This window comes from Allomuricauda sp. MMSF_3307 (assembly GCF_030733585.1).
Classification (GTDB): Bacteria; Bacteroidota; Bacteroidia; order Flavobacteriales; family Flavobacteriaceae; genus Flagellimonas.
Window position 1 is genome coordinate 935,889 of record NZ_JASHIQ010000001.1, and the last position, 21,554, is coordinate 957,442.

Genomic DNA, 21,554 nt, shown 5'->3' on the forward strand with positions numbered 1-21,554 from the left:
AGGCTTACATTTGAAAATATACTATGCCCTAACCGTGTATGAAAGCTAAGTTACATCTTGTTTTTTCAATAACCATATTTTTTAGCTGCTTTTGCATTTACGGGCAGCAGGGGTATTGGAAAAACGTTCCGAACCGGTCCGGACTTCGCGCCAGTTCCCTAAAGGATATTTCGGATGCCAAAAAAGTGTTCACGTTGGACAAAAGTGGCTTATCCAGAACAATCAATTCCGTTTCGGTGGCCAAAAGTTCTGCAACCACGGTTTATCTGCCCAATGGGGAAGGGGATGTTGTTCCGTTTTACGTGAAGGAAACGGCCGTGCTCCATCCCGATCTTTCCAAGAAATATCCGGCTATCAAATCATTTACAGGTATCAGCGCCGATGGTAAATACAAGGTGAAGTTGAGCAGTTCGCACAAAGGTATCCAAACCATGATGGTGAGTTTGGAGGACAGCCGAATCGCATTCATGGAGCCAGCCTCGAACGATTCGGATACTTATGTTCTTTATGACAAGGAAGCAGGTCTTTCCTCAAAAATGGATTTTATCTGTAAAACCAGCAAGGACCTATTTGGAAATGCTTCAAAGTCATCCAATTTAGCAGGAAAAACCATAGTCCCTTTGGTAGATGACCAAGTGCTCAGAACGTATCGGGTGGCGGTGTCCGCTTCGGGAGAATATACCCAATACATGGGTGGCACGGTAGAAGACGCGCTTGCTGGCATCAATGCAACTTTAACCCGGGTCAACGAAGTATTCGAGACCGATTTGGGCGTCACCTTGGAACTCATTCCCAATAACGACCTGCTTATTTTTACCAATGCCAATACCGATCCTTTCAACAATAGTTTGAATTCGCAGATACAGTCCACTATCACATCGATTATTGGAGAAGAAAATTATGATGTTGGGCATTTGTTCCATCAAGTAGGCGTGGGATTGGACAATGGTAACGCTGGTTTTATCGCCTCGGTCTGTGTGGATAATCGAAAGGGTAGTGCCTTTTCCGCCGCCAACGTTCCCGAAGGGGATGTGTTCGATTTGGATTACGTAGCACACGAACTCGGTCATCAATTTGGCGCCAACCACACGTGGTCTTTCGAATCTGAGGGAACGGGAGTTCAAGCGGAACCTGCCAGTGGAAGCACCATTATGGGGTATGCAGGCATTGTAGAAGGGAACAATGTTGCGTTGCAGGGCGATGATTATTTCCATTACAATAGCATACTTCAGATTTCTACCTATTTGGAGACCACTTCCTGTGCCCAAACCGAGGCAATCAGCAATGCACCGCCTGTTTTGGTGCCAGTGGATGATTACACCATACCTAGAGGAACCGCCTTTGTTTTGGAAGGCAACGCGACCGACCCCGATGCAGGGGATGTGCTGACCTATACTTGGGAACAAATTGATGACGGATTGGTAACAACGGCATCTTTTGGCTCCTTGAACCCGAGCGGGGCCAATTTTAGATCGTTGCCACCATCAACCGATCCCAAAAGATATTTTCCCAGACTTTCCGAAGTTGTCCAAGGTAATTTGACACAGATAAATCCAGCCACTGGAGAAGCTTGGGAAACGGTTTCCGAGATAGAACGGAACTTGAGATTTGCCTGTACGGTCCGTGACAACGCTGCTGGAGGTGGGCAAGTAGTTTCGGATGTATTGGATGTTCGGGTCATCAAGGCCGCAGGGCCTTTTATCGTTACTTCTCAAACTTCCGAAGAAACCTACGTAGCCGGCTCGGTACAAGAAATTACCTGGGATGTGTCCAATACGGATATAGCGCCCATAAATGCACAGCAGGTGGATATCTTCCTTTCTTTGGACGGTGGTTTGACCTATCCAATAACCCTTTTGGAAAACACCCTGAACGATGGTGCCGAAGAAGTGCTTCTGCCAGGAAATGCGACCAATACGGGGCGCATCATGGTAAAGGCTAGTAATAACATTTTTTTTGCCGTAAACAATACCGATTTTACCATTGAAGAATCCGAAGTGGTCCTCAATTTTGAAAATTTGGACTATGAGGTTTGCCAGCCCGATGATTTGGTGATTCCTTTTGAATACGAAACCTATGCAGGATTCAACGAGAACACTACTTTTTCCGCCAACGTTCCTGCAGGCATGTCTGCCAGTTTTTCTCCTACGAATGCAACGGCCAATAATACGGTTGTAGACCTTACGCTGGCCAATACCAACGGCGTTGCTCCGGGGGTTTATGATATTGTGGTGACTGCGACCTCGGCATCGGTGACCAAGAACGTTACGTTATCCCTTCTGGTACAAGATGGAAATTTCGCCGATGTGACATTGCTCTCTCCAAGTGATGGGGAGGCGGGCGTTTCATTGGACGCTTTGCTCAATTGGCAGGATGACCCATCCTATTCGAATTATGATGTGGAAGTGGCGACCGATTTGGCCTTTACCAATGTGGTAGAATCTGCATCTTTGCCCTTTAGTACCTATAAAGCCACAACACTAGAGGCTGAGACCGAATATTTTTGGAGAGTGAGACCCAACAATGGTTGTGGTTCGGGAACTTTTGGAACACCTTTCAGCTTTACCACATCACAGGTAAATTGCCGAAATAGAAACGCAACGGATTTACCCATTACCATTGCATCATCGGGAACACCAACCATTACTACCTCCATCCTGTTTGTGGAAGATTTGCCCATTTCGGATGTCAATGTAAACTTGCAGCTAGATCATACCTATTTGGAAGACCTGATCATTACCCTTATCTCTCCTTCGGGAACCGAGGTGACCCTATTATCAAATAATTGCGGAGCGGATAACGATTTGAATGCCGTTTTTGACGATGATGGGGACCCCATTGTTTGTGGAGAAAACCCTGCAATTTCGGGAACAGTTGCGCCGATAGGATTTTTATCATCCCTGAATGGCGAGTCCATATTGGGCGAGTGGGTCTTGGAAATAGAAGATACCGCTGCCAGTGATGGTGGTGCCTTGGTCGATTTTTCACTGGATATCTGTGTTGAGGGTAGTTATCGACCCGATGCTGATGAGGATGGCGTTTTTGATGATGGTGACGACCTCTGCTTGGGCACGCCAAAAGGTGTTGAGGTGAATACGAATGGCTGCGCGGTATATCGATTTGCTTCCGATAATTTTGAAATTGAAGTGGAAAGCGAAAGCTGCCGTAGCAATAATGATGGTTCCATAACCATTACACCTTTGGATACCGCGGTCAACTACACAGCTGTTTTGAACGGTGCCAGTGGTTCGGAATCTTTTGAATTTACCAATTCGCAAACGTTTAGCAATCTGTCTGCAGGAGAGTATTCTTTGTGCATAAGTGGAACGGATGGGTTGATTACGTATGAGGAGGTGTGTTTCGATGCTATGCTGACCCAACCCGATGTGCTCGATGTGTCTGCATTGCTGGATGCTGGGGTATTGAACCTTGACCTGAGCGGGGCTTCGTTCTACAATGTGGAGCTCAATGGTCTGGTTACCCAAACAGAGGCTTCCAAAATTCAACTTCCTTTGGAAAATGGTATCAACACCTTAAAGGTTTTTACCAATTTGCCTTGCCAAGGAAGTTTTGAAAAGTCTTTCTTTTATTCAGAAAGGCCTATTTTGTCACCAAACCCAGTGTATACCACGACCAAAGTGTACATGGCCGGATTTGAGGGGATTGTGGGAATCCAACTGTTCACTGCCAATGGTAAGTTGGTCCGCACGGAGCGCAGAAGGGTATTCGGTGAGGATTTGGAGTTGGATGTGTCCACCTTGCCCAAAGGACTGTATTATTTAGGTTTGGAAAAATCCGGTAAAAAGGAAATGTTTAAACTGATCAAGGAATGATTCGGAAGATAATTTATTTGAGCCTTTTGGCATTATTGGTTTCCTGTGGTGGGGACGATGGACCTCCCCCAGCACCTGAAGGTGCCACTTTGGTTTTCCCTGAAGAGAATTCGGAATGTACCACGGGAACGGATATCAATCAGACCTCATCCCAGGTCACCTTCAGATGGAATGCGTCCAAAAATACAACTAGGTATACGCTTTCTGTCATCAATTTAAACACCAATTTGCCCCAAACCATTTCCACGGCTTCCACTTCAGCAAGTTTAACCATCACCAAGGGAGCCCCTTATGCCTGGTCGGTCACCAGCCAAAACACCGAATCCGATCAGGTAGCTTCTAGCGAAACATGGCTTTTTTACAATGCTGGGTCACAGACCACTTATGTTCCTTTTCCTGCACAATTGGAAAGTCCTAGGTCGGGAGCAACGGTCCAGAAGGATATTGCCAACGAAGTAACCTTGGAGTGGGCAGGTGCCGATGTGGATAATGACATCGACTTCTTTGAAGTATTTTTCTCGGAAACCAACCCTCCGGAAACATCGGTCGGGGTAACCAATGCGTCTACCATGGAACTTCCCGTCGGCGTTGAGTCGGGTACGGTGTATTACTGGCAAGTGATTACTACTGATTTGGAAGGGAATGTTTCCAGTTCCAGTGTGTTCGACTTTAAAGTTCTCTAACTTATTTGCCGTTGAATTGATTCATGGTGTTTTTGGCACCGGCGAAGACGAACGATCGCACGAGATCCGCAGATTTTTCCAAACGTTCGGGCATGGATTTTTGTTGGTCATTATCCCATTTGCCCAACACATAATCCACTTGTTGGCCCTTTCCAAAATCCGAACCTACGCCAAATCTAAAACGGTTGTATGTGGTGGTCTGTAGCACATTTTGAATATCCTTCAAACCATTATGGCCGCCATCGCTACCCTTGCCCTTTAAACGAAGCGTTCCAAAAGGAAGGTTGATATCGTCGGTAATGACCAAGAGATTTTCCATAGGGATACTTTCCTTATCCAGCCAATACTTCACAGCCTTACCGCTTAAGTTCATATAGGTGGACGGCTTCAGGCAGAGAAGGCTCCTGCCCTTGTGCTTAAAAGTGCCCACGGCACCAAGTTTGGCACTTTCGAATGTGAAACTCTCCTGTTCGGCCAAAAAATCAAGGACTTTGAACCCGATATTGTGACGGGTGTCCTCGTATTCAGCACCTATGTTTCCAAGACCAACAATCAAAAATTTTTTCATGGGTTCTGTTTCTTGAAGCAGTTGTTTTGAAGAGCCAAAAAGCTGTTTGATAAAATGGAGCATCAGCCAAAATGGATTTGCCCAAAAATACAAAAGCATCCCAATTTTTACCTAGGTAAAAGCGGGATGCTCTTGTGAAAATTATAGAAGTGCTATTCTGCAGCTTCCGCTTCTGGAGCTTCGCCACCTTCGGTAGCTTCTCCTTCAGCACCTTCTACTCCTTCTTCATCTTCATCTTCAAGCTCTTCATCAACAGAAGTTCTAGAAGCTTTCACCTGAACGATAGCGGTACTATCTGGGTGCAAGAAAGTGTAATCATCGTTCAAAATACTTTCTACTGCAATGGTCTGACCGATTCTCAATTTGGAAATATCTACAGTGATAAAATCGGGAAGCAATGCAGGCAATGCACGGATGGATAGTTTACGCTTTCTGAAAAGCAAACGTCCACCGTTTCTCACACCAGGAGAGTTTCCTTCCAAACGTACAGGAATTCTCATGGTAATTGGCTTGTCCTCGAACAACTGGTAGAAATCTACGTGTAGGATGTTGTCGGTTACAGGGTGGAATTGAATATCCTGTAATACGGCGTCAAATTTTTGACCATCTTCCAATTCAATTACCGCGGTGTAGGCATTTGGGGTGTACACCAAGTCTTTGAATGCGATTTCATCAGCTGAAAAATGCACTGGTTTATCCCCTCCGTACAGCACGCAAGGGACCTTTCCAGCATTACGTAAGGCTTTGGTAGCAACCTTGCCCACGCTTTCTCTTTGGGATCCTTTGATTGTAATTGACTTCATAATCTGTTATTAATATTTAATTTATGATAAAATTTATCTTCGAAGTGCTAGGCGTTGTCAGCCTGAGCGTAGTCGAAGGCTACATTAAAAATTTTGATGATATTGATGTATTGTGGTGGACCCTGTGCATCACATCGGCAAAGAGATCGGCACACGACAATATCTTTATTTTCTTTTGGCTTTGGTCCACAGGAATGGAATCGGTAACGATCAGTTCTGTTAATTTGGACTCTTGAATGCGCTCATACGCCTTGCCCGAAAGCAATCCATGTGTTGTAACGGCACGTACGCTTTCCGCTCCCCGTTCCATCATCAGGTCGGCCGCTTTGGTAAGTGTTCCGGCCGTGTCGACCATATCATCTACCAAAACCACATTTTTACCTTGGACATCGCCAATAAGTTCCATGTGGGAAATAACATTTGCTTTCGCTCTTTGCTTGTAACAAATCACCACATCACATTCCAAAGCTTTGGAGTAGGCATAGGCCCTTTTGGAACCGCCCATATCGGGAGATGCAATACAAAGATTGTCCAAGTGCAAACCTTTTAAATAAGGCAAGAAAAGGGTAGATGCAAATAAATGGTCCACGGGCTTTTCAAAAAATCCTTGTATCTGGTCCGCATGGAGATCCATGGTGATGATTCTGGTGGCACCGGCGGTTTCCAGCATTTTGGCGACCAATTTGGCTGCAATGGGAACACGCGGTTTGTCCTTACGGTCTTGTCTTGCCCAACCAAAATAGGGCATAACGGCGGTAATGTGCCTTGCCGAAGCCCTTTTGGCCGCATCGAGCATCAGCAACATTTCCATCAAGTTTTCGGAACTGGGGTTGGTGGAGCCGATAATAAAAATACGCGCTCCCCTAATGGATTCCTCAAAGGAGGGCTGAAACTCGCCGTCGCTGTAACGGGAGAATTGGACTTTTCCCAATTCAGCTCCGTAAGAAGCAGCGATTTTGTTCCCCAGCTCCACACTTTGTGTGCAAGCAAAAATTTTAGGTTCCGGGACTTGATATGCCATTACAATTTCTTGTTAGCTAGCGTTTTAACGTACTTATAAATAAGGAGGTGCAAATTTAAAAATTAAATTGGGTTGCTAAAGGATAAATCCAAGTATTTTTTGGCGATATATAAAATTATTTTTTTAGCTTTGCACTCGCATTTGAAAATGTGGTACCGATGCCTTGGTGGCGGAATTGGTAGACGCGCTGGATTCAAAATCCAGTTCCTTCGGGAGTGTGGGTTCGATTCCCACCCAAGGTACCATAAACAGCGAAATCCCCTGTGAACACAGGGGTTTCTTTGTTTTTACACCCTTCTGTTTTTACCAATCTCAGTAGCTTTTCTAAATTTAGTGAGTATACAGCGAGTATATAGACGCTAGATTGATTCTTAAGCACACATAATTTAAATACTGATTGTCAATGCGTTAAATGCATTCAGAAATATACTCACACCATTTATGGTTTTCAGAAATTAGTCCTTTTGAATTTTTTAATTAGCTGATATATAGTGCCTTTTGGGAGTGTAGTCGTTTTGGACGCTGGATTGACATTCTTGTTTCTAAAAAGATCATCGATTGTTGGTTTATTAATCCAACTCTGATTATGATTGTTAATAAAATAGTGGATAACCGGTAGTATGACTTCATTGATTCAACCAATATACAAGGTAAATTTGTTGTAATACATCAAGAATCTTAAAACTCGGCTCTATGAAAAGTAACACTAGAATCAAATCATTGCGCTTGGATAAAGATGTTATTAGGAAAGTAGAGGAACTTGCTGAGCGTGAAAACAGGAATTTTACCAATATGGTAGAGACAATTCTGAAAAACGAGGTGGGTAGGTTGGGCATCTAAGAAATTGCGTATCTTTGACAAACTAATTTGAATCACATCATTGCGATGTTACTGTTAATTGGACACAACAAACCGTCCGGATTATCACTGTGTTTGTACCTGTTTAATAACATTAACCAATTAACAAAACAAGACCCTGCACCAATGGCAGGGTCTTTAGTTATCCGATAGTCGGGTAGCGGCTTGGTGGTGATTGAGGACTAGCTACTATGCTTAAATCTATCCTCCACTAAAACATCCTTGTGATGAATAGATTCAAATTAGTAAATGGTGTCTTGCACAAGTTGGTGTTTCGTAAGTACGTTGTAAAAGACGGAAAACGAATTTACCCAAGAAAAGGGAAGTGTCTTGCTTTCTGGGTGCCAGTCGTGTAATTTTAGATTGCGAGTCTAGTTGACACCGAGGGGAGTTTCATTGGGACTCCCCTTTTTTTGTCGTAATTTTATAGAATTCTTTCAAATTCACCTAAAATCACTCAACGGCGAATATACAATACTAGTATATTTTTAAACAATGATTTTGGTCAAAGATCGATCAAATGCACGTTTTTTTAAGAATTTTTAATATTTGCCCCCTAAAAGATAAGAAATAAATTGCTTTAAAGGCTCATTTTTGTACTGGATTTGTTTGTTGTAACCATAGAAGTAGTTCGTTTTTGCCGTATAACTTTGAACAATATTATTGTTCTCCTATCCATTTTGAATTGAGTCTTTTCCCTTGTTACTGCGGTAATATGGTTCAAGATTTAATTTTGGCTAACTAATGAGGTTTGGTAGAAAAGAATAGAGTAGATTTTTCATTTTATGTTTTAAATATAAGGGCAACGAGATTTATTTGAGTTTCTTATTTTCCCATATGTATACACCTTAAAACGGATAATGATGCCTTTTAAAAAACGAATATATGGCAATGGTCTAAATAACGATAGACGTGCTTTGCCAACTGCCGAAAAGTTAAGTTTGAAGATTGTTATGGCTGCTTACAATGAACTAGATGATTCAGATAAAATCAAACTTTTTGATTTAATTATGGATGATTTGACACGTAGCAGGAAAGAGTTAATTATTAACTGTAATAGAGTTCCTAATATGACTAAATCCGAAGAGGAGTTATACCAACTTGGGTTATCATTACCCAGGTTAAAAATAAATGATTGACAATCGTTTTCTTGAATTACAGGTGGGTATATAAGTGAGTATATAAATGCTAAAATAGGCCAAATGAAAAAAATCAACTACCTGATTATCAGAAGGGATAAAGATGCCCTTTTTTCTGAATTAAATTCAAAATCCAGTTCCTTCGGGAGTGTGGGTTCGATTCCCACCCAAGGTACTGCAAAAATAAACCCTTAAAATCATTGATTTTGAGGGTTTTTGCTTTTTAGGCTGCCAGCAATTCTTTCTCCAGCGCAATAAAATGCGTAAGCTCCTTTTGGGAATCATAAAGGGGCAATATTTGAATTTTGCAGAGATAAGGCTCCCCGTTCTTTCGGTGGTTGATTACGGAACCACTATACGTGTTGGTTGCCTTTAGTTGTTCCCTAATTTCGTTGGTAGTGCTTTTTGGGGTTTCCTTGCCCTGAAGAAAACTGGGCCGTTTGCCGATAGCTAAATGTTTGGTGTAACCGGTCATTTGCGTGAAACCATCGTTTACCCAAACAATGTGTTGCTTGGGGCAGGTTACCACCAAGGTGTCGTAGTTTTCCTCCAATATCAGGTTTTGGATATGGGATCCAAGATTTCCGTTAAGCACTTCCCGAAGATGTTTTAGGTCCTCCTCCTTTTTTAAGGTCTTCACCAATCGATGGTAAGCCTCCAAGTAGAAATCAAAACTCAGTAACGGGGAAATGGCCCTGTTAGCCGTAATCAACATACTCAAAATGATTTACTTGGGTCAAAAATAAAAACATTATTGAATGCTGATGGACTTTCATCGAACATTTTTTGGTGAAGGGCCTATATGGTTTGAAAAACGATCGAGTGTTTCCGAAGGATGTTTCCGTCGTTAAAATGGGCCAATGTTCGGTGTTTACTGGGACGATGAACAAGCGACCTAAAAATTGTTAAAGAACTGTGAAAAAGTATTTGGAAAAAATCGGTTTTGGCGTCAATTTTTCGGAGCCCTTGATTTACGTTTGTTCCCATGGTTTTTTATCGGTGAAAAACCCAAATGTTGATAAAAGTGTTAAGAACCTAATCGGGTCAACTTAAAATTTAAGTAAAGAAAATAGGAATTTTACAGTCAAGCTATTTTTTTCAACTCCAAACCGTTTTCTTCATGCAGATTACTCAGATAACTAAAAGGGATTTTAGCACGCAAGATTTTGACTTGCACAAGATTACAAACGCAATCTTGAAGGCTATGACGGCCGTGGAACATGGCCAGATCAACGATGCGCAGACCATTGCCGACAACGTCAACCAAGTGTTGTTGGAACGTAAGAGAGAAGATGAACACTACGTACCCACTGTGGAGGAAGTGCAGGACGTGGTGGAGAACGAACTTATGGACAGTGAGTTCCACGATGCGGCAAAAGCCTACATTATTTACAGGAACAAAAGGGCCCAGATGCGTGAGTCGAATATCTTCGAAAAACGTATCAACCTAAAGCCCTATGAGTACCCGCAATTGTATGAATATGTACCTGCGATCAGACACTCGTATTGGATCCATACGGAATTCAATTTTACCAGCGATATCCAGGATTTTAAATCGGGGTTGACGGATGTGGAGCGCAGCGCCATCAAAAATACCATGTTGGCCATTTCCCAAATCGAGGTGGCCGTTAAAAGTTTCTGGGGCGATATCTACCACAGAATGCCCAAACCAGAAATCGGGTCTGTAGGAGCCACCTTCGCCGAGAGTGAGGTGCGCCACCACGATGCCTATTCACACCTTTTGGAGATTTTGGGATTGAACAAAGAGTTCGAAAACTTGAAGAAAAAGCCGGTAATCATGAAACGGGTGCAGTATTTGGAGACTGCGCTCAAAAATGCCAAAAGTGAGAACGATAGGGAGTATGCCGAATCCATCTTGTTGTTCTCCCTATTTATCGAGCATGTTTCCCTGTTTTCCCAGTTCTTGATCATTATGGCGTTCAACAAACACAAAAATGTGTTGAAGGGAATTTCCAATGTGGTTGAGGCCACATCCAAGGAAGAACAGATTCATGGCGATTTTGGAATCGATGTGATCAATATCATCAAAAAAGAACACCCAGAGTGGTTCGATGATGAGTACAAGGAAATGATCCAGGATATCTGTGAGAAGGCATTTGATGCGGAGAGCAAAATAGTGGACTGGATCTTTGAAGCAGGCGAATTGGATTTCTTGCCCAAAAACTTGGTGAACGAGTTCATCAAGAACAGATTTAACAATTCGTTGGAGAGCATAGGAATCCCCAAAATATTCGACGTCGATCAAAAACTATTGGAACAGACCGAATGGTTCGACGACGAGATCATAGGAACAAAACACGGAGACTTTTTTGTAAAAAGATCCATCAACTATAGCAAAAGAACACAAAGTATAACTAGCGACGACCTTTTTTAATTATGGAGAAGAGAACACAAATAACCCCGGCCGCAGACCAAAAGCAGGACAATAAAACACAAGAGCTTGTAAACGCAAGGAAAGACACCTTGTCCAAGCTAAAGAACGAAGAAAGCAAAGGCTTTGAATGGTTGAACGAATACAGCCGAAAATTTCTGGCATCCGGATATTTGACCGAAGGGGTGTCCCCAGAGGAACGCATCCGAGAAATCGGGGATAGGGCAGAGGAGATCTTGGGAATCCCGGGATATTCCGATAAATTTTACGGCTATATGTCCGAAGGCTTTTTCTCTTTGGCCTCTCCAGTATGGTCCAATTTTGGAAAAAAGCGCGGGTTGCCCATCAGTTGCTTTGGTTCCCATATTGATGATGACATGGGGAACATCCTGTATACCCAGTCGGAGGTAGGGATGATGTCCAAACTTGGAGGAGGAACTTCGGGTTATTTTGGAAAAATAAGGCATAGGGGAGCACCCGTTAAAAACAACGGTCAAGCCTCCGGTGCCGTACATATTATGCAGTTGTTCGAGTCCATGGTAGATGTGGTAAGCCAGGGGTCGGTTCGTCGCGGTCGTTTTTCTCCATACCTGCCCATTGACCATAAGGACATCATGGAGTTTTTGGAAATCGGAACCGAAGGGAACCCAATCCAACAATTGACACATGGGGTTACCGTAACCAACCAATGGATGCAGGAAATGGTGGATGGAGATGCGGAAAAAAGAACCGTTTGGGCAAAAGTGTTGCAAAGAAGGGGAGAAATGGGATATCCTTATGTATTCTTCACCGACAACGCCAACGATGGCGCCGCCGATGTGTATAAGGACAAAAAACACCGTATTCACGCCAGTAACCTTTGTACCGAGATCATGTTGCCTTCCAGTGATGATTGGTCCTTCGTGTGCGTACTTTCAAGCGTGAACTTGCTGCACTACGATAAGTGGAAAAAGACCGATGCTGTTGAGACCATGGTACACTTCTTGGATGCCGTGATTACCGAATTTATCGAAAAGTTGGAAGAATACAGGGATTCTTCGGATAGGGAAGACCAACAAACCTTCCTGTTCATGGAGCGTGCCTATAATTTTGCGAAGCAAAACCGCGCTTTGGGTCTAGGTGTATTGGGCTGGCACTCCTTGCTACAGTCCAAAAGATTGGCCTTTGATAGTCAGGAGGCTTACAACTTGAACAGTGAAATTTTTAGGGAAATCAAAGAGCGTTCCTACAAGGCATCAGAGCAGTTGGCAGAGCGTTTTGGCGAGCCCGATGTATTGAAAGGGTATGGAAGACGCAATGCTACCTTGAACGCTATTGCGCCTACCACTTCTTCGGCCTTTATTTTGGGACAGGTTTCACAAGGAATCGAGCCCATTTGGAGCAATTGTTACGTTAAGGATATTGCCAAGATCAAAGTGACCATCAAGAACCCATACCTCATGGACCTTTTGGAAGAAAAGGGTCAAAATACCCCAGAAGTATGGAAGAGCATCCGTGATATGGATGGTTCCGTGCAGCATTTGGATTTCTTGACCGAAGAGGAAAAGGCGGTCTTCAAAACCTATTCTGAGTTGGACCAATTGGACATCATTTACCAAGCGGCCAACAGACAGAATCATATCGATCAAGGGCAGTCGGTGAACATTATTGTACACCCAGATATGCCTACCAAGGAAATCAACAAAATCCACGTTACCGCATGGAAATTGGGATTGAAGTCCTTGTATTATCAGCATAGTATGAATGCCGCGCAAAAATTCAAACAAAAGAAAGACTGTGTGAGCTGCGAAGCATAACAATCCTATCAATTGAATACTTAAAAAGGGACCTGTTTCAGGTCCCTTTTTCATGTAAGGTCATCCATTTCGATTTCTTGTATCTGGAATCGCAGCCGTTTCAGCTTTCATCAAAAGGACAAAATGCCACAACGAATAGCGTGTTTCTCTCTTCATTTATCGGTGATTTCACAACAAAAGCCACTTGCCCTACAACATAACTTCCCATTTTAGGCCAGTTCTTGATAAGTTTGGGTAAGCCTTGCCAGATAAGGAAAACCTCATCAACCCAGCTATGATCAAACCTCAGTCACTGCCTGTCTTCAGGAACTTTTTTTTGACAGTTTTCCTACTGTTGGCTGTTTTTCATCAAGGATATGCTCAAGACTGTGCGGTGAACGCAGGTTCAGACCTTACTTTTGACCAAGCTACCTCCGTCTTTTTGAATGCAGATACGCCAGCTGTTGGTACGGGCACTTGGACACAATTATCCGGCCCCACCTTGGTCACCTTTGCAGATGCCAATAATCCCAGCACCCAGGTTTTCAACATGGGCTTGGGCATCTATATTTTTGAATGGACCGTCTCCGATATAAGCTGTAATACCGCATCCGACACTGTGGGGATAACCATAGAGGGGGTTGACCTTGAAATGGAAATGTTAGCCAGTAATACATTGCCCACCATTGGTGAAGTGGTCAACTTTACCATACATCTGAGCAATTTTGGAGATGTGGATGCCACCAATGTGACCATAGCCAATTTGGTGCCCAGTGGTTTTGACAATGTGACTGCCATAAATAATAGCGGAACCTTTAGTTTTTTAACTGATGAAGTCACTTGGACGGGATTGACCGTTCCAGTGGGAAACAATACGGTTACTTTAAACTTTAATGCTACCGTACAGACCCCAACGGGGACGCTAGGTGAGTTCACTCACATCGCGGAAGTCGTTTTTGCCAATCAGTTGGATAGCGATAGTAGCCCCAATAACGATGATGGAGATCAAAGCGAAGATGATGAAGCCAATGTCACTGCTGCGCCTCTGCAGGCCGATCTTTCATTGACCAAATCGGTAGTGGGTGGTGATTTGTCCCCTTTTGTGGGGCAGCAGATTTCCTTTGAGATTTCGATTTCCAACGCTGGTCCACATGATGCAACCAATGTCAGGGTGGTAGACCAGTTGCTCTCCGGCTTCAATTTTGTTTCCTATGCAGCAACGACGGGAACTTACAGTCCCGTAAGCGGCTTTTGGGAGGTGGGAACCCTGCCCAACGGAGCTACGGAAACATTGACCATCGATGTTTTGGTCAATCCCTCGGGCAATTACACTAACACTACACAAGTCATCGCTTCGGATGCCTATGATATCGATTCCACTCCGTCCAATGGAGTGTCTTCAGAAGATGACCAGAGCGATGTAGTGGTCGCACCAGCACCATTGATAGACCTTGCACTCACCAAAACAATCGATAAATCGCCCCCATTGGTTAGCGAAAACGTCAGGTTTACCTTAACAGTGAGCAACGACGGCCCAAGTGATGCCACTTCGGTGGAGGTGACCGATTTGTTGCCTTCTGGCTACACCTATGTTTCTGATAATGGTGGAGGCGCATACGACGACATTTCGGGTGTTTGGGATATTGGCACCGTTGCCAACGGAAGTTCGGCCACTTTAAGCATACTGGCCACGGTCAATGCATCAGGAGATTACAATAACATAGCTGAAATTACCGCACATGATCAAAATGATGTGGATTCCAGCCCCAACAACAACATACCGGGCGAGGACGACCAAGATGGTGTTTCGGTAGTTCCAGAACCTTTGGTAGATATTTTCGTGACCAAAACCGTGGATGAACTGATTCCCGAAGTAGGTCAGGAGATTGTGTTTACGGTCACTGTGGGCAACGATGGACCAAGTGATGCCACCAATGTGGTAGTGACCGATATTTTGGCCTCTGGATACCAATTGGTAAATGCCGTTCCATCCACGGGAACCTATAATGCGACCAATGGTTCCTGGGTAGTGGGCAGTTTGCCCAATGGCAGCTCTGAAACCTTGGCTATTACCGTGGACGTATTACAGACAGGAAATTATACCAATACGGCCGAATTGACCAATGTGGCGGAGAACGATGTGGATTCCAGTCCAAATAATAACAATGAAGCGGAGGATGATCAGCAAACGGTGGAACCGATTGTGGTCCCCGTGGCAGATCTATTATTGCGGAAATCGGTCAACCAACTGAGTCCATTTGTTGGTCAGGATGTCATTTTCACCATAAATATTACCAATTTGGGTCCTAGCGATGCCACTGGGGTTGAGGTCTTGGACCTATTGCCGGATGGATATACCTATGTTTCCCATGGCACCACTGCTGGTTTGTATAGCGCAAGCTCTGGAATTTGGACACTCAACGGGACTCTCGCCGATGGAAGCACAGAAACATTGACGATCGTCGCCTCGGTAAACAATACCGGAGATTATTTTAATGTGACCGAAGTTTTTGCTTCCGATCAATTTGACCCCAATTCAATACCGAACAATAACAACATCTTTGAAAATGATCAAGACAGCGCAGGGACCACACCAGTTCCATCAGCCGACCTGAATGTAGCGATAAACGTGGACAATGCAGTTCCCGATGTGGCCACTCAAATCACCTTTACCACAACATTGACCAACGAGGGCCCGAGTGATGCGATTGGTGTGCAAGTGACTCAAATTGTACCAGATGGGTTCACCTATGTTTCCGACGATTCGGGAGGAGCATTTAACCCTTCCACCGGACTATGGAATCTGGGTAATGTTCCTTTGGAATCCCAAGCAGAGTTGAACGTTGTGGTTGAAGTAAATCCAACAGACGACTATGTTTTTGGGGTAGAAGTGACCAATGCCATCCTGTTTGATGCAGATTCCACACCGGGCAACGGAGTGTTATCCGAGGACGATCAGGATGAATTGGCTGTCACACCAAGGCATGTAACCGATGTATCCGTATCGAAAGCGGTGAACAATTTGAATCCCGAGGTGGGTGATGAACTCCTCTTTACAATTCAAGTACAAAACGATGGCCCCAACGATGCATCAGGATTGATGATTGAAGACGAATTGGAAGACGGCTATCAATTTGTTTCAGCAGTAACCTCAGCAGGTGTCTACGATGAAATTGCAGGGACCTGGGAATTACCTTTTCTGGCCAATGGAGCATTACAAACCTTGGAAATTCAGGCCATTGTAAAATCAACAGGCAACTATAAGAACACAGCAGAACTCATTGCATTGGACACGTATGATCCCGATTCCACACCCAACAACAACTTGGGTTCCGAGGATGATCAAGCAACGGTGGTTCCTGTTCCCGGTGGACTGGCCGATTTATCGCTGACCAAAACAGTGGATAACACGACACCCAATGTAGGGGAAGTGGTTCGTTTTGTGGTCAGCTTGAAAAATAATGGTCCCTCCGATGCCAGAGAAGTAGTGGTCACAGATATGTTGCCTTTAGGGTATAGCTATCAATCCCATACCACAACGGCGGGTATTTACGATGCAGCTTCGGGAATCTGGAACCTGAACAGAAGGGTCCTGAGCCAGGATACGGAAAGTTTGGAAGTTTTAGCGATGGTCAATCCGCCAACAGGGTCGGAAAATGAGTATCGCAATGAGGCCTTTGTATCATCAAGTTTATATCCCGACCCCGATAGCGATCCATCCACTGCTATGGATGAGGATGATTTTATGGACGGTGTTGTGGATGACGACGAAGCAACGGCCTCTGTTGCACCACAGACCACCGATTTGGCCATCACAAAATCTGTGGATAATCCAGAGCCAAATATTGGGGATGAGGTGACTTTTGAAATCACTGTGACCAATTTAGGTGTTGATGATGCAACGCAGATTGGGGTACAGGAGGAATTGCCCTTGGGGTATCAATTTGTGAGTGCGGAGACTTCAACGGGAACGTATGATGCCGATGCTTCCTTTTGGGAAATCGAGTCCTTGCCCGTCTCCGGAACCGCCACGCTATTGTTAACCGTTGAGGTTATGGATGTGGAGGACTATCAAAACATAGTTAACATCGCCTATGTGGATCAATGGGATATCAATGAGGACAATAATAGGGCAGAAGCGTCAGTTGCCCCAAGTTGTTTGGTGGTCTACAACGAGTTTTCTCCCAATGGCGATGGAGTAAACGACTTTTTTAAGATTGATTGTATTTCCCGTTACCCCAACAACTCATTGCAGATTTATAATCGGTGGGGGAATATCGTCTATCAAACAAGATCCTATAAAAATGATTGGGACGGAACGCCAAATGGTCGTGCCATGGTCCAGCCCGAAGACCAACTCCCTGTGGGTACCTACTATTACATTTTGGATTTGGGCGACGGGTCGGAACCACGAACAGATTGGTTGTATTTAAACAGATAAGCATGGGGATTTCAAGGATACATATTACCAAGAAAATAAGGAGAATCTGTTTGATTATGCTCTACGCAACCCCTTTGGTCAGCTTTGCACAACAGGATCCTCAGTTTACCCAATACATGTACAACACCATGAGCGTAAACCCGGCATTTGCAGGTTCCAATGGACATTTGACCGCTTTGTTGCTGCACCGTTCCCAATGGGTCGGTCTTAATGGGGCGCCAAACACACAAGTACTCGCCGTGGATACACCTATGGAACACAAATTGGGTCTCGGGGGAATCATTTCAAGGGATGCTCTTGGTCCTTCTTCTGAAATTTCGGTGGATGGAAATGTGTCTTATACCATTCAACTGGACAGTGCCAACAGAAAGCTATCCTTTGGGATGAAGTTGGGCGGTCGCATTTTTGATGTGGATTTCTCCCGTGGACTTACGGATGATGCGGATGTGGCCTTTCAAAACAACATCAAAAGTAAATTTTTCCCCACCATAGGTGCCGGACTATACTACGATACAAAAAATGGATATTTGGGATTTGCCATTCCCAATTTTTTCTCGCAAAAGCACTACGATGGGGAGGAGCAGGAAATAGCGGCGGAGCGTTTGCACTATTATTTTATTGGCGGAAAGGTAGTGGACTTAACGCCCGATGTTAAACTCAAGCCCGCTTTCTTTGTAAAATGGGTACCTGGTGCACCGATTATTGCAGATGTTTCGGTGAACGCCATGCTCAAGGAAACTTTCCTATTTGGATTGGCCTATCGCTGGGACGACTCTTTCTCTACCTTGCTAGGGATGCAAATCGATGCTAATTTTAGCGCTGGTTACGCCTATGATCTTACAACCTCCAACTTGGCAAATTATAGCGGAGGCTCGCACGAGCTATTTGTTCGCTATGAGTTCAAATCATCAAAAAAGAAGCAAGAAGAACCAACTTTTTAGATCTTGGCCAGTTATATGGTTACTTCCGGCCATAAATAGTCAGTATCTTTGAGGTATCTGAGGTTGAAAACCAATTTACAATGGAAAGGAACGAGCTGTATCCAATTTTTTTAAAAGTGGCCAATTTGAACGTCCTAATTGTGGGCGGTGGCAATGTGGGACTGGAAAAATTGACCTTTTTACTGAAGTCCAGCCCAAACGCCAAAGTGCAGATGGTAGCTCCGGAATTTTTGCCCGCTACCTTGGAGTTGGCCCAAAAGCATCAGGTGACGATTACAAAAGATGTGTACCGTACTGAATATTTGGATGGGAAGCACATGGTGGTGGCATGTACCGATAAGCCGGAGGTGAACGAGCAGGTGTACCACGAGTGCAGAGAGCGAAGTACCTTGGTGAATGTGGCCGATAACCCTCCTTTTTGCGATTTTTATATGGGCGGAATCGTGACCAAGGGGAATGTAAAGGTGGCCATTTCCACCAATGGAAAGTCCCCGACCACTGCTAAACGCTTGCGTCAATTTTTTGAGGACGTGATTCCTGAAAATATCGATGATTTGGTGCAAAACCTAAACGAATACCGCAAAACCCTAAAGGGTGATTTCGAGGAAAAGGTGGAAGCCTTGAACGAGTTTACCAAAGGGTTGGTGAACAAGAAGGATTAATCCCTTACAGACGCTTCATTGCCTCAATGAGGTCATCCCTTTTTCTGGGCGAAATGTTTACCTGAAGGTCGTTTTCCATTATAAGATAACCCCCATCGGTCTTTACATATTTTTTCACCTTTCGCAAGTTGACAAGGTAGCTGTTGTGTACTCGCATAAAGTTATACTCGGCAAGCATTTGCTCATATTCCTTTAAGTGTTTGCTTACCATGGGTATTTCCCCGCTGTCCATCATAAAACAGGTATAGGAGCCATCAGCTTTGCAGGCGATAACATCCTTGATTTCTATAAACTCCATACCTGTGGTGGTGGCCAAACATATTTTTTCGGGACGCATATTGCCCCGGGATATGTTCTGCATCAAGTTGTCCAACTGTTCCCGATAAATATTGGTGTCCATGTTGCTGCGGGCCTTGTTTACGGCTTGTTGGAGTTCACTAAGGTCAATGGGCTTCAACAAATAATCCAAGGAACTAAATTTAATGGCCTTTATAGCATATTTTTCGAAGGCCGTGGTAAAGATGATCTCAAAATTGGGTTCCTTGATTCTTTCAAGCACGTCGAACCCAACACCCGATTGTAATTCAATATCCAAGAAAACAATGTCGGGACTGTACACGGAGAGGACTCTGACCGCTTCATCAACAGTGCCTGCCATGGCGATGACTTCCACGCCTTTACAAAACTCTTCCAGCATGGATTTAAGGGTTTCCCTGCTGTGCTTTTCATCTTCGATGATTATTGCTTTTAGTACCATTGGGTTGTTTTTTAGGGGTTATTCAATCGTATAATGACCTTGGTGCCGCTGGGCTGGCTTTGGGTGTCGTATTTGTCTATGATTTCAATGCTATTTTTATTGAGGTCGGAGGTGTCCCGCATTTTTAGTCTCTTTTTGGTGATTTCCATACCTCTGGATTTTTTCTTGCTTTTCTTGGTTTTTTCATAATACCTGCCTACCCCATTATCCTCAATTTCTATGACAAGATATTCCGTTTCCATGAAAAAACGGAATTCAAGTTTCTTTTCGCCTGTCTTTTTTCCCATCAACCCATGGATAATGGCATTTTCGGCAAAGGGTTGAATGAGCATCAAGGGAATTTCCACAGCATCCGTGTTAACGGAATCAGCTACCGTAATGGTGTATGAGAAAGCTTTATCAAAACGTAAGGACTCGAGTTCCAGATAGGAGCGTAGCAGTTCTATTTCCTCGGTCAGGGTCACCGTGGTTTCATACGAACTTTCCAAAACACTACGAGCGAGTTTACTGAACTTGTTCAGGTAATTTAAGGCAGCATTTTTTTTGTCGTGCAGTATCAAATGTTGGATGGAACCCAGGGAATTAAAGAAGAAATGGGGGTTTATTTGAGCTCTTTTGGCGCTGATGTCCTTAAGGGAAACTTCTCTTTGCAAGATAACTTTATCTTCATACTCCAATTTGATTTTATAAGCGAGACCGAGTGAAAAAATCATGATTTCCAACATGGAACCCAAGATCATATAGTGTTTTGAATATATTAGCCAAAAGGCAAGTGCACCCAGCATATAGCAAAATGAGCCTGCAACAATAAAGCAGGCCAATATATCCTTGCGCAACAAAAGGAGGTAAACCATGGCGAAAAGACCAAAAAGAGTCATCAGTAGTCTTTGGAAATTCAAAATGTTGCTTTGCAGTTGGTAATGTTCTGAAAAGTAAGCTATTCCATGTGCAAGCACAATGAGAATTAATACCAAAACAATGATTTTGATGATGATATCCAGTAAAGGGTATTGCTTTTCGGTGTTCAAATAAAATTTGGCAAACAATACATAAAACAGGTTGATGAGGACTTGGGAAATGGTGAGAGCCCAAAAGCCAAGCTCGCTATCGAACAGAGTGAATACTCTGGGAATATCGAGACCGGTAAGGAAGCCACATAAAAAAAGCACATAAAATGAATAAAACAGAAATTCCAACCTTCTTACGTTTAGGAATATGACCGCGAATGTTAAGAATAAAATGGCGCAGCCCCCCAAAAAGAGTAGGGAAGGGGTGATCTGTTCAAGGTCTTGGTCGCTGTAGTAATCGGTGTAAAATCGGTTTGCCTCATTTGACAAATATCCGAAATGGACGGGGTATGGGTATTCAAAATGATTTTTTGCTTTTACATAAAGGTATCTCCCGGAGATTAAGCTTTCATATCGGAACACCGCACCATTACCGTGTTTTAAAGACCTCTTTTCAATGTTTTCCTTGAATCGTCCAAAGGAATGGGTGGCGATGGAATCCCCATCTTTAAAATAAAGTTGTGCCCTATTAAAATGGTTAGACCTTAATCGCCATAAATCTTGGGTCTGCAGAGTGTCAAGTTCATTCTTCAGGTCAATTTTGAACCAATACGTTTTTCCTACATCGAGTAAAACATTTGTATGGGGTTTGGAAAACGAAGATTCCAACATTT

General features: G+C 43.8%; 15 protein-coding genes and 1 tRNA gene. 10 read left to right on the top strand and 6 right to left on the bottom strand.

The genetic code is table 11. From position 1 onward, the window contains the following. Positions 1–38: 38 nt before the first annotated feature. Positions 39–3,833 (top strand): reprolysin-like metallopeptidase, encoded by a 3,795-nt coding sequence (locus RBB12_RS04200; RefSeq protein ID WP_306012910.1) that lies wholly within the window; start codon positions 39–41, stop codon positions 3,831–3,833. Further along, on the top strand, positions 3,830–4,516 hold the full coding sequence (locus tag RBB12_RS04205) for a hypothetical protein (protein ID WP_306012911.1): 687 nt from the start codon (positions 3,830–3,832) through the stop codon (positions 4,514–4,516). The genes RBB12_RS04200 and RBB12_RS04205 overlap by 4 nt, the downstream gene beginning before the upstream one ends. Position 4,517: 1 nt before the next feature. On the opposite strand, the gene pth is transcribed toward RBB12_RS04205, so the two are convergent. From pth to RBB12_RS04220, 3 genes are all read right to left on the bottom strand, one after another. After that, positions 4,518–5,147, bottom strand: a complete 630-nt coding sequence (gene pth, locus RBB12_RS04210; protein WP_306012912.1) for an aminoacyl-tRNA hydrolase — start codon at positions 5,145–5,147, stop codon at positions 4,518–4,520. A gap of 89 nt (positions 5,148–5,236) precedes the next feature. Then, positions 5,237–5,887 (bottom strand): 50S ribosomal protein L25/general stress protein Ctc, encoded by a 651-nt coding sequence (locus tag RBB12_RS04215; protein ID WP_293281930.1) that lies wholly within the window; start codon positions 5,885–5,887, stop codon positions 5,237–5,239. 79 nt (positions 5,888–5,966) lie between these two features. After that, positions 5,967–6,908: a ribose-phosphate pyrophosphokinase gene (locus RBB12_RS04220; RefSeq protein ID WP_179383544.1), complete on the bottom strand. Its 942-nt coding sequence runs from the start codon at positions 6,906–6,908 to the stop codon at positions 5,967–5,969. A 160-nt stretch (positions 6,909–7,068) separates the two neighbouring features. Between RBB12_RS04220 and RBB12_RS04225 the strand changes: the two genes are divergently transcribed. The 3 genes from RBB12_RS04225 to RBB12_RS04235 all read left to right on the top strand — a co-directional run bounded on the left by RBB12_RS04225 (position 7,069) and on the right by RBB12_RS04235 (position 8,905). Next, a tRNA-Leu gene (locus RBB12_RS04225) sits at positions 7,069–7,153 on the top strand. A gap of 448 nt (positions 7,154–7,601) precedes the next feature. Beyond that, complete coding sequence (locus RBB12_RS04230) at positions 7,602–7,748, top strand: ribbon-helix-helix protein, CopG family (protein WP_306012913.1); 147 nt, start codon at positions 7,602–7,604, stop codon at positions 7,746–7,748. Between the two features lie 881 nt (positions 7,749–8,629). Continuing rightward, on the top strand, positions 8,630–8,905 hold the full coding sequence (locus RBB12_RS04235; RefSeq protein WP_306012914.1) for a hypothetical protein: 276 nt from the start codon (positions 8,630–8,632) through the stop codon (positions 8,903–8,905). 223 nt (positions 8,906–9,128) lie between these two features. On the opposite strand, the gene RBB12_RS04240 is transcribed toward RBB12_RS04235, so the two are convergent. Next, entirely contained in the window at positions 9,129–9,620 is a 492-nt protein-coding gene (locus tag RBB12_RS04240) for a PAS domain-containing protein (protein ID WP_306012915.1), read from the bottom strand. A gap of 405 nt (positions 9,621–10,025) precedes the next feature. Here RBB12_RS04240 and RBB12_RS04245 point away from each other — a divergent pair, with 405 nt between their 5' ends. From RBB12_RS04245 to RBB12_RS04265, 5 genes are all read left to right on the top strand, one after another. Continuing rightward, entirely contained in the window at positions 10,026–11,300 is a 1,275-nt protein-coding gene (locus RBB12_RS04245; protein WP_293288614.1) for a ribonucleotide-diphosphate reductase subunit beta, read from the top strand. A gap of 2 nt (positions 11,301–11,302) precedes the next feature. Beyond that, the gene (locus RBB12_RS04250) at positions 11,303–13,093 is read left to right on the top strand and encodes a ribonucleoside-diphosphate reductase subunit alpha (protein ID WP_293281935.1); all 1,791 of its coding nucleotides are present in this window, start codon (positions 11,303–11,305) and stop codon (positions 13,091–13,093) included. Positions 13,094–13,367: 274 nt separating this feature from the next. After that, entirely contained in the window at positions 13,368–17,513 is a 4,146-nt protein-coding gene (locus tag RBB12_RS04255; RefSeq protein WP_306012916.1) for a gliding motility-associated C-terminal domain-containing protein, read from the top strand. Positions 17,514–17,515: 2 nt separating this feature from the next. Continuing rightward, the gene (locus RBB12_RS04260; RefSeq protein WP_306012917.1) at positions 17,516–18,454 is read left to right on the top strand and encodes a type IX secretion system membrane protein PorP/SprF; all 939 of its coding nucleotides are present in this window, start codon (positions 17,516–17,518) and stop codon (positions 18,452–18,454) included. An 80-nt stretch (positions 18,455–18,534) separates the two neighbouring features. After that, positions 18,535–19,116, top strand: a complete 582-nt coding sequence (locus RBB12_RS04265) for a bifunctional precorrin-2 dehydrogenase/sirohydrochlorin ferrochelatase (protein ID WP_179383550.1) — start codon at positions 18,535–18,537, stop codon at positions 19,114–19,116. A gap of 4 nt (positions 19,117–19,120) precedes the next feature. Here RBB12_RS04265 and RBB12_RS04270 read toward each other — a convergent pair whose 3' ends face one another. After that, a complete protein-coding gene (locus tag RBB12_RS04270) occupies positions 19,121–19,873 on the bottom strand; it encodes a LytTR family DNA-binding domain-containing protein (protein WP_306012918.1) in 753 nt (250 codons plus the stop codon). An 11-nt stretch (positions 19,874–19,884) separates the two neighbouring features. Beyond that, complete coding sequence (locus RBB12_RS04275) at positions 19,885–21,552, bottom strand: sensor histidine kinase (protein ID WP_306012919.1); 1,668 nt, start codon at positions 21,550–21,552, stop codon at positions 19,885–19,887. Between the last annotated feature and the right edge of the window lie 2 nt (positions 21,553–21,554).

Bases quoted from the DNA above. Each gene is read 5' to 3' on its own strand.
- RBB12_RS04200 (WP_306012910.1), top strand. From the start codon at position 39: ATGAAAGCTAAGTTACATCTTGTTTTTTCAATAACCATATTTTTTAGC.
- RBB12_RS04205 (WP_306012911.1), top strand. From the start codon at position 3,830: ATGATTCGGAAGATAATTTATTTGAGCCTTTTGGCATTATTGGTTTCC.
- pth (WP_306012912.1), bottom strand. From the start codon at position 5,147: ATGCTCCATTTTATCAAACAGCTTTTTGGCTCTTCAAAACAACTGCTT.
- RBB12_RS04215 (WP_293281930.1), bottom strand. From the start codon at position 5,887: ATGAAGTCAATTACAATCAAAGGATCCCAAAGAGAAAGCGTGGGCAAG.
- RBB12_RS04220 (WP_179383544.1), bottom strand. From the start codon at position 6,908: ATGGCATATCAAGTCCCGGAACCTAAAATTTTTGCTTGCACACAAAGT.
- RBB12_RS04230 (WP_306012913.1), top strand. From the start codon at position 7,602: ATGAAAAGTAACACTAGAATCAAATCATTGCGCTTGGATAAAGATGTT.
- RBB12_RS04235 (WP_306012914.1), top strand. From the start codon at position 8,630: ATGCCTTTTAAAAAACGAATATATGGCAATGGTCTAAATAACGATAGA.
- RBB12_RS04240 (WP_306012915.1), bottom strand. From the start codon at position 9,620: ATGTTGATTACGGCTAACAGGGCCATTTCCCCGTTACTGAGTTTTGAT.
- RBB12_RS04245 (WP_293288614.1), top strand. From the start codon at position 10,026: ATGCAGATTACTCAGATAACTAAAAGGGATTTTAGCACGCAAGATTTT.
- RBB12_RS04250 (WP_293281935.1), top strand. From the start codon at position 11,303: ATGGAGAAGAGAACACAAATAACCCCGGCCGCAGACCAAAAGCAGGAC.
- RBB12_RS04255 (WP_306012916.1), top strand. From the start codon at position 13,368: ATGATCAAACCTCAGTCACTGCCTGTCTTCAGGAACTTTTTTTTGACA.
- RBB12_RS04260 (WP_306012917.1), top strand. From the start codon at position 17,516: ATGGGGATTTCAAGGATACATATTACCAAGAAAATAAGGAGAATCTGT.
- RBB12_RS04265 (WP_179383550.1), top strand. From the start codon at position 18,535: ATGGAAAGGAACGAGCTGTATCCAATTTTTTTAAAAGTGGCCAATTTG.
- RBB12_RS04270 (WP_306012918.1), bottom strand. From the start codon at position 19,873: ATGGTACTAAAAGCAATAATCATCGAAGATGAAAAGCACAGCAGGGAA.
- RBB12_RS04275 (WP_306012919.1), bottom strand. From the start codon at position 21,552: ATGTTGGAATCTTCGTTTTCCAAACCCCATACAAATGTTTTACTCGAT.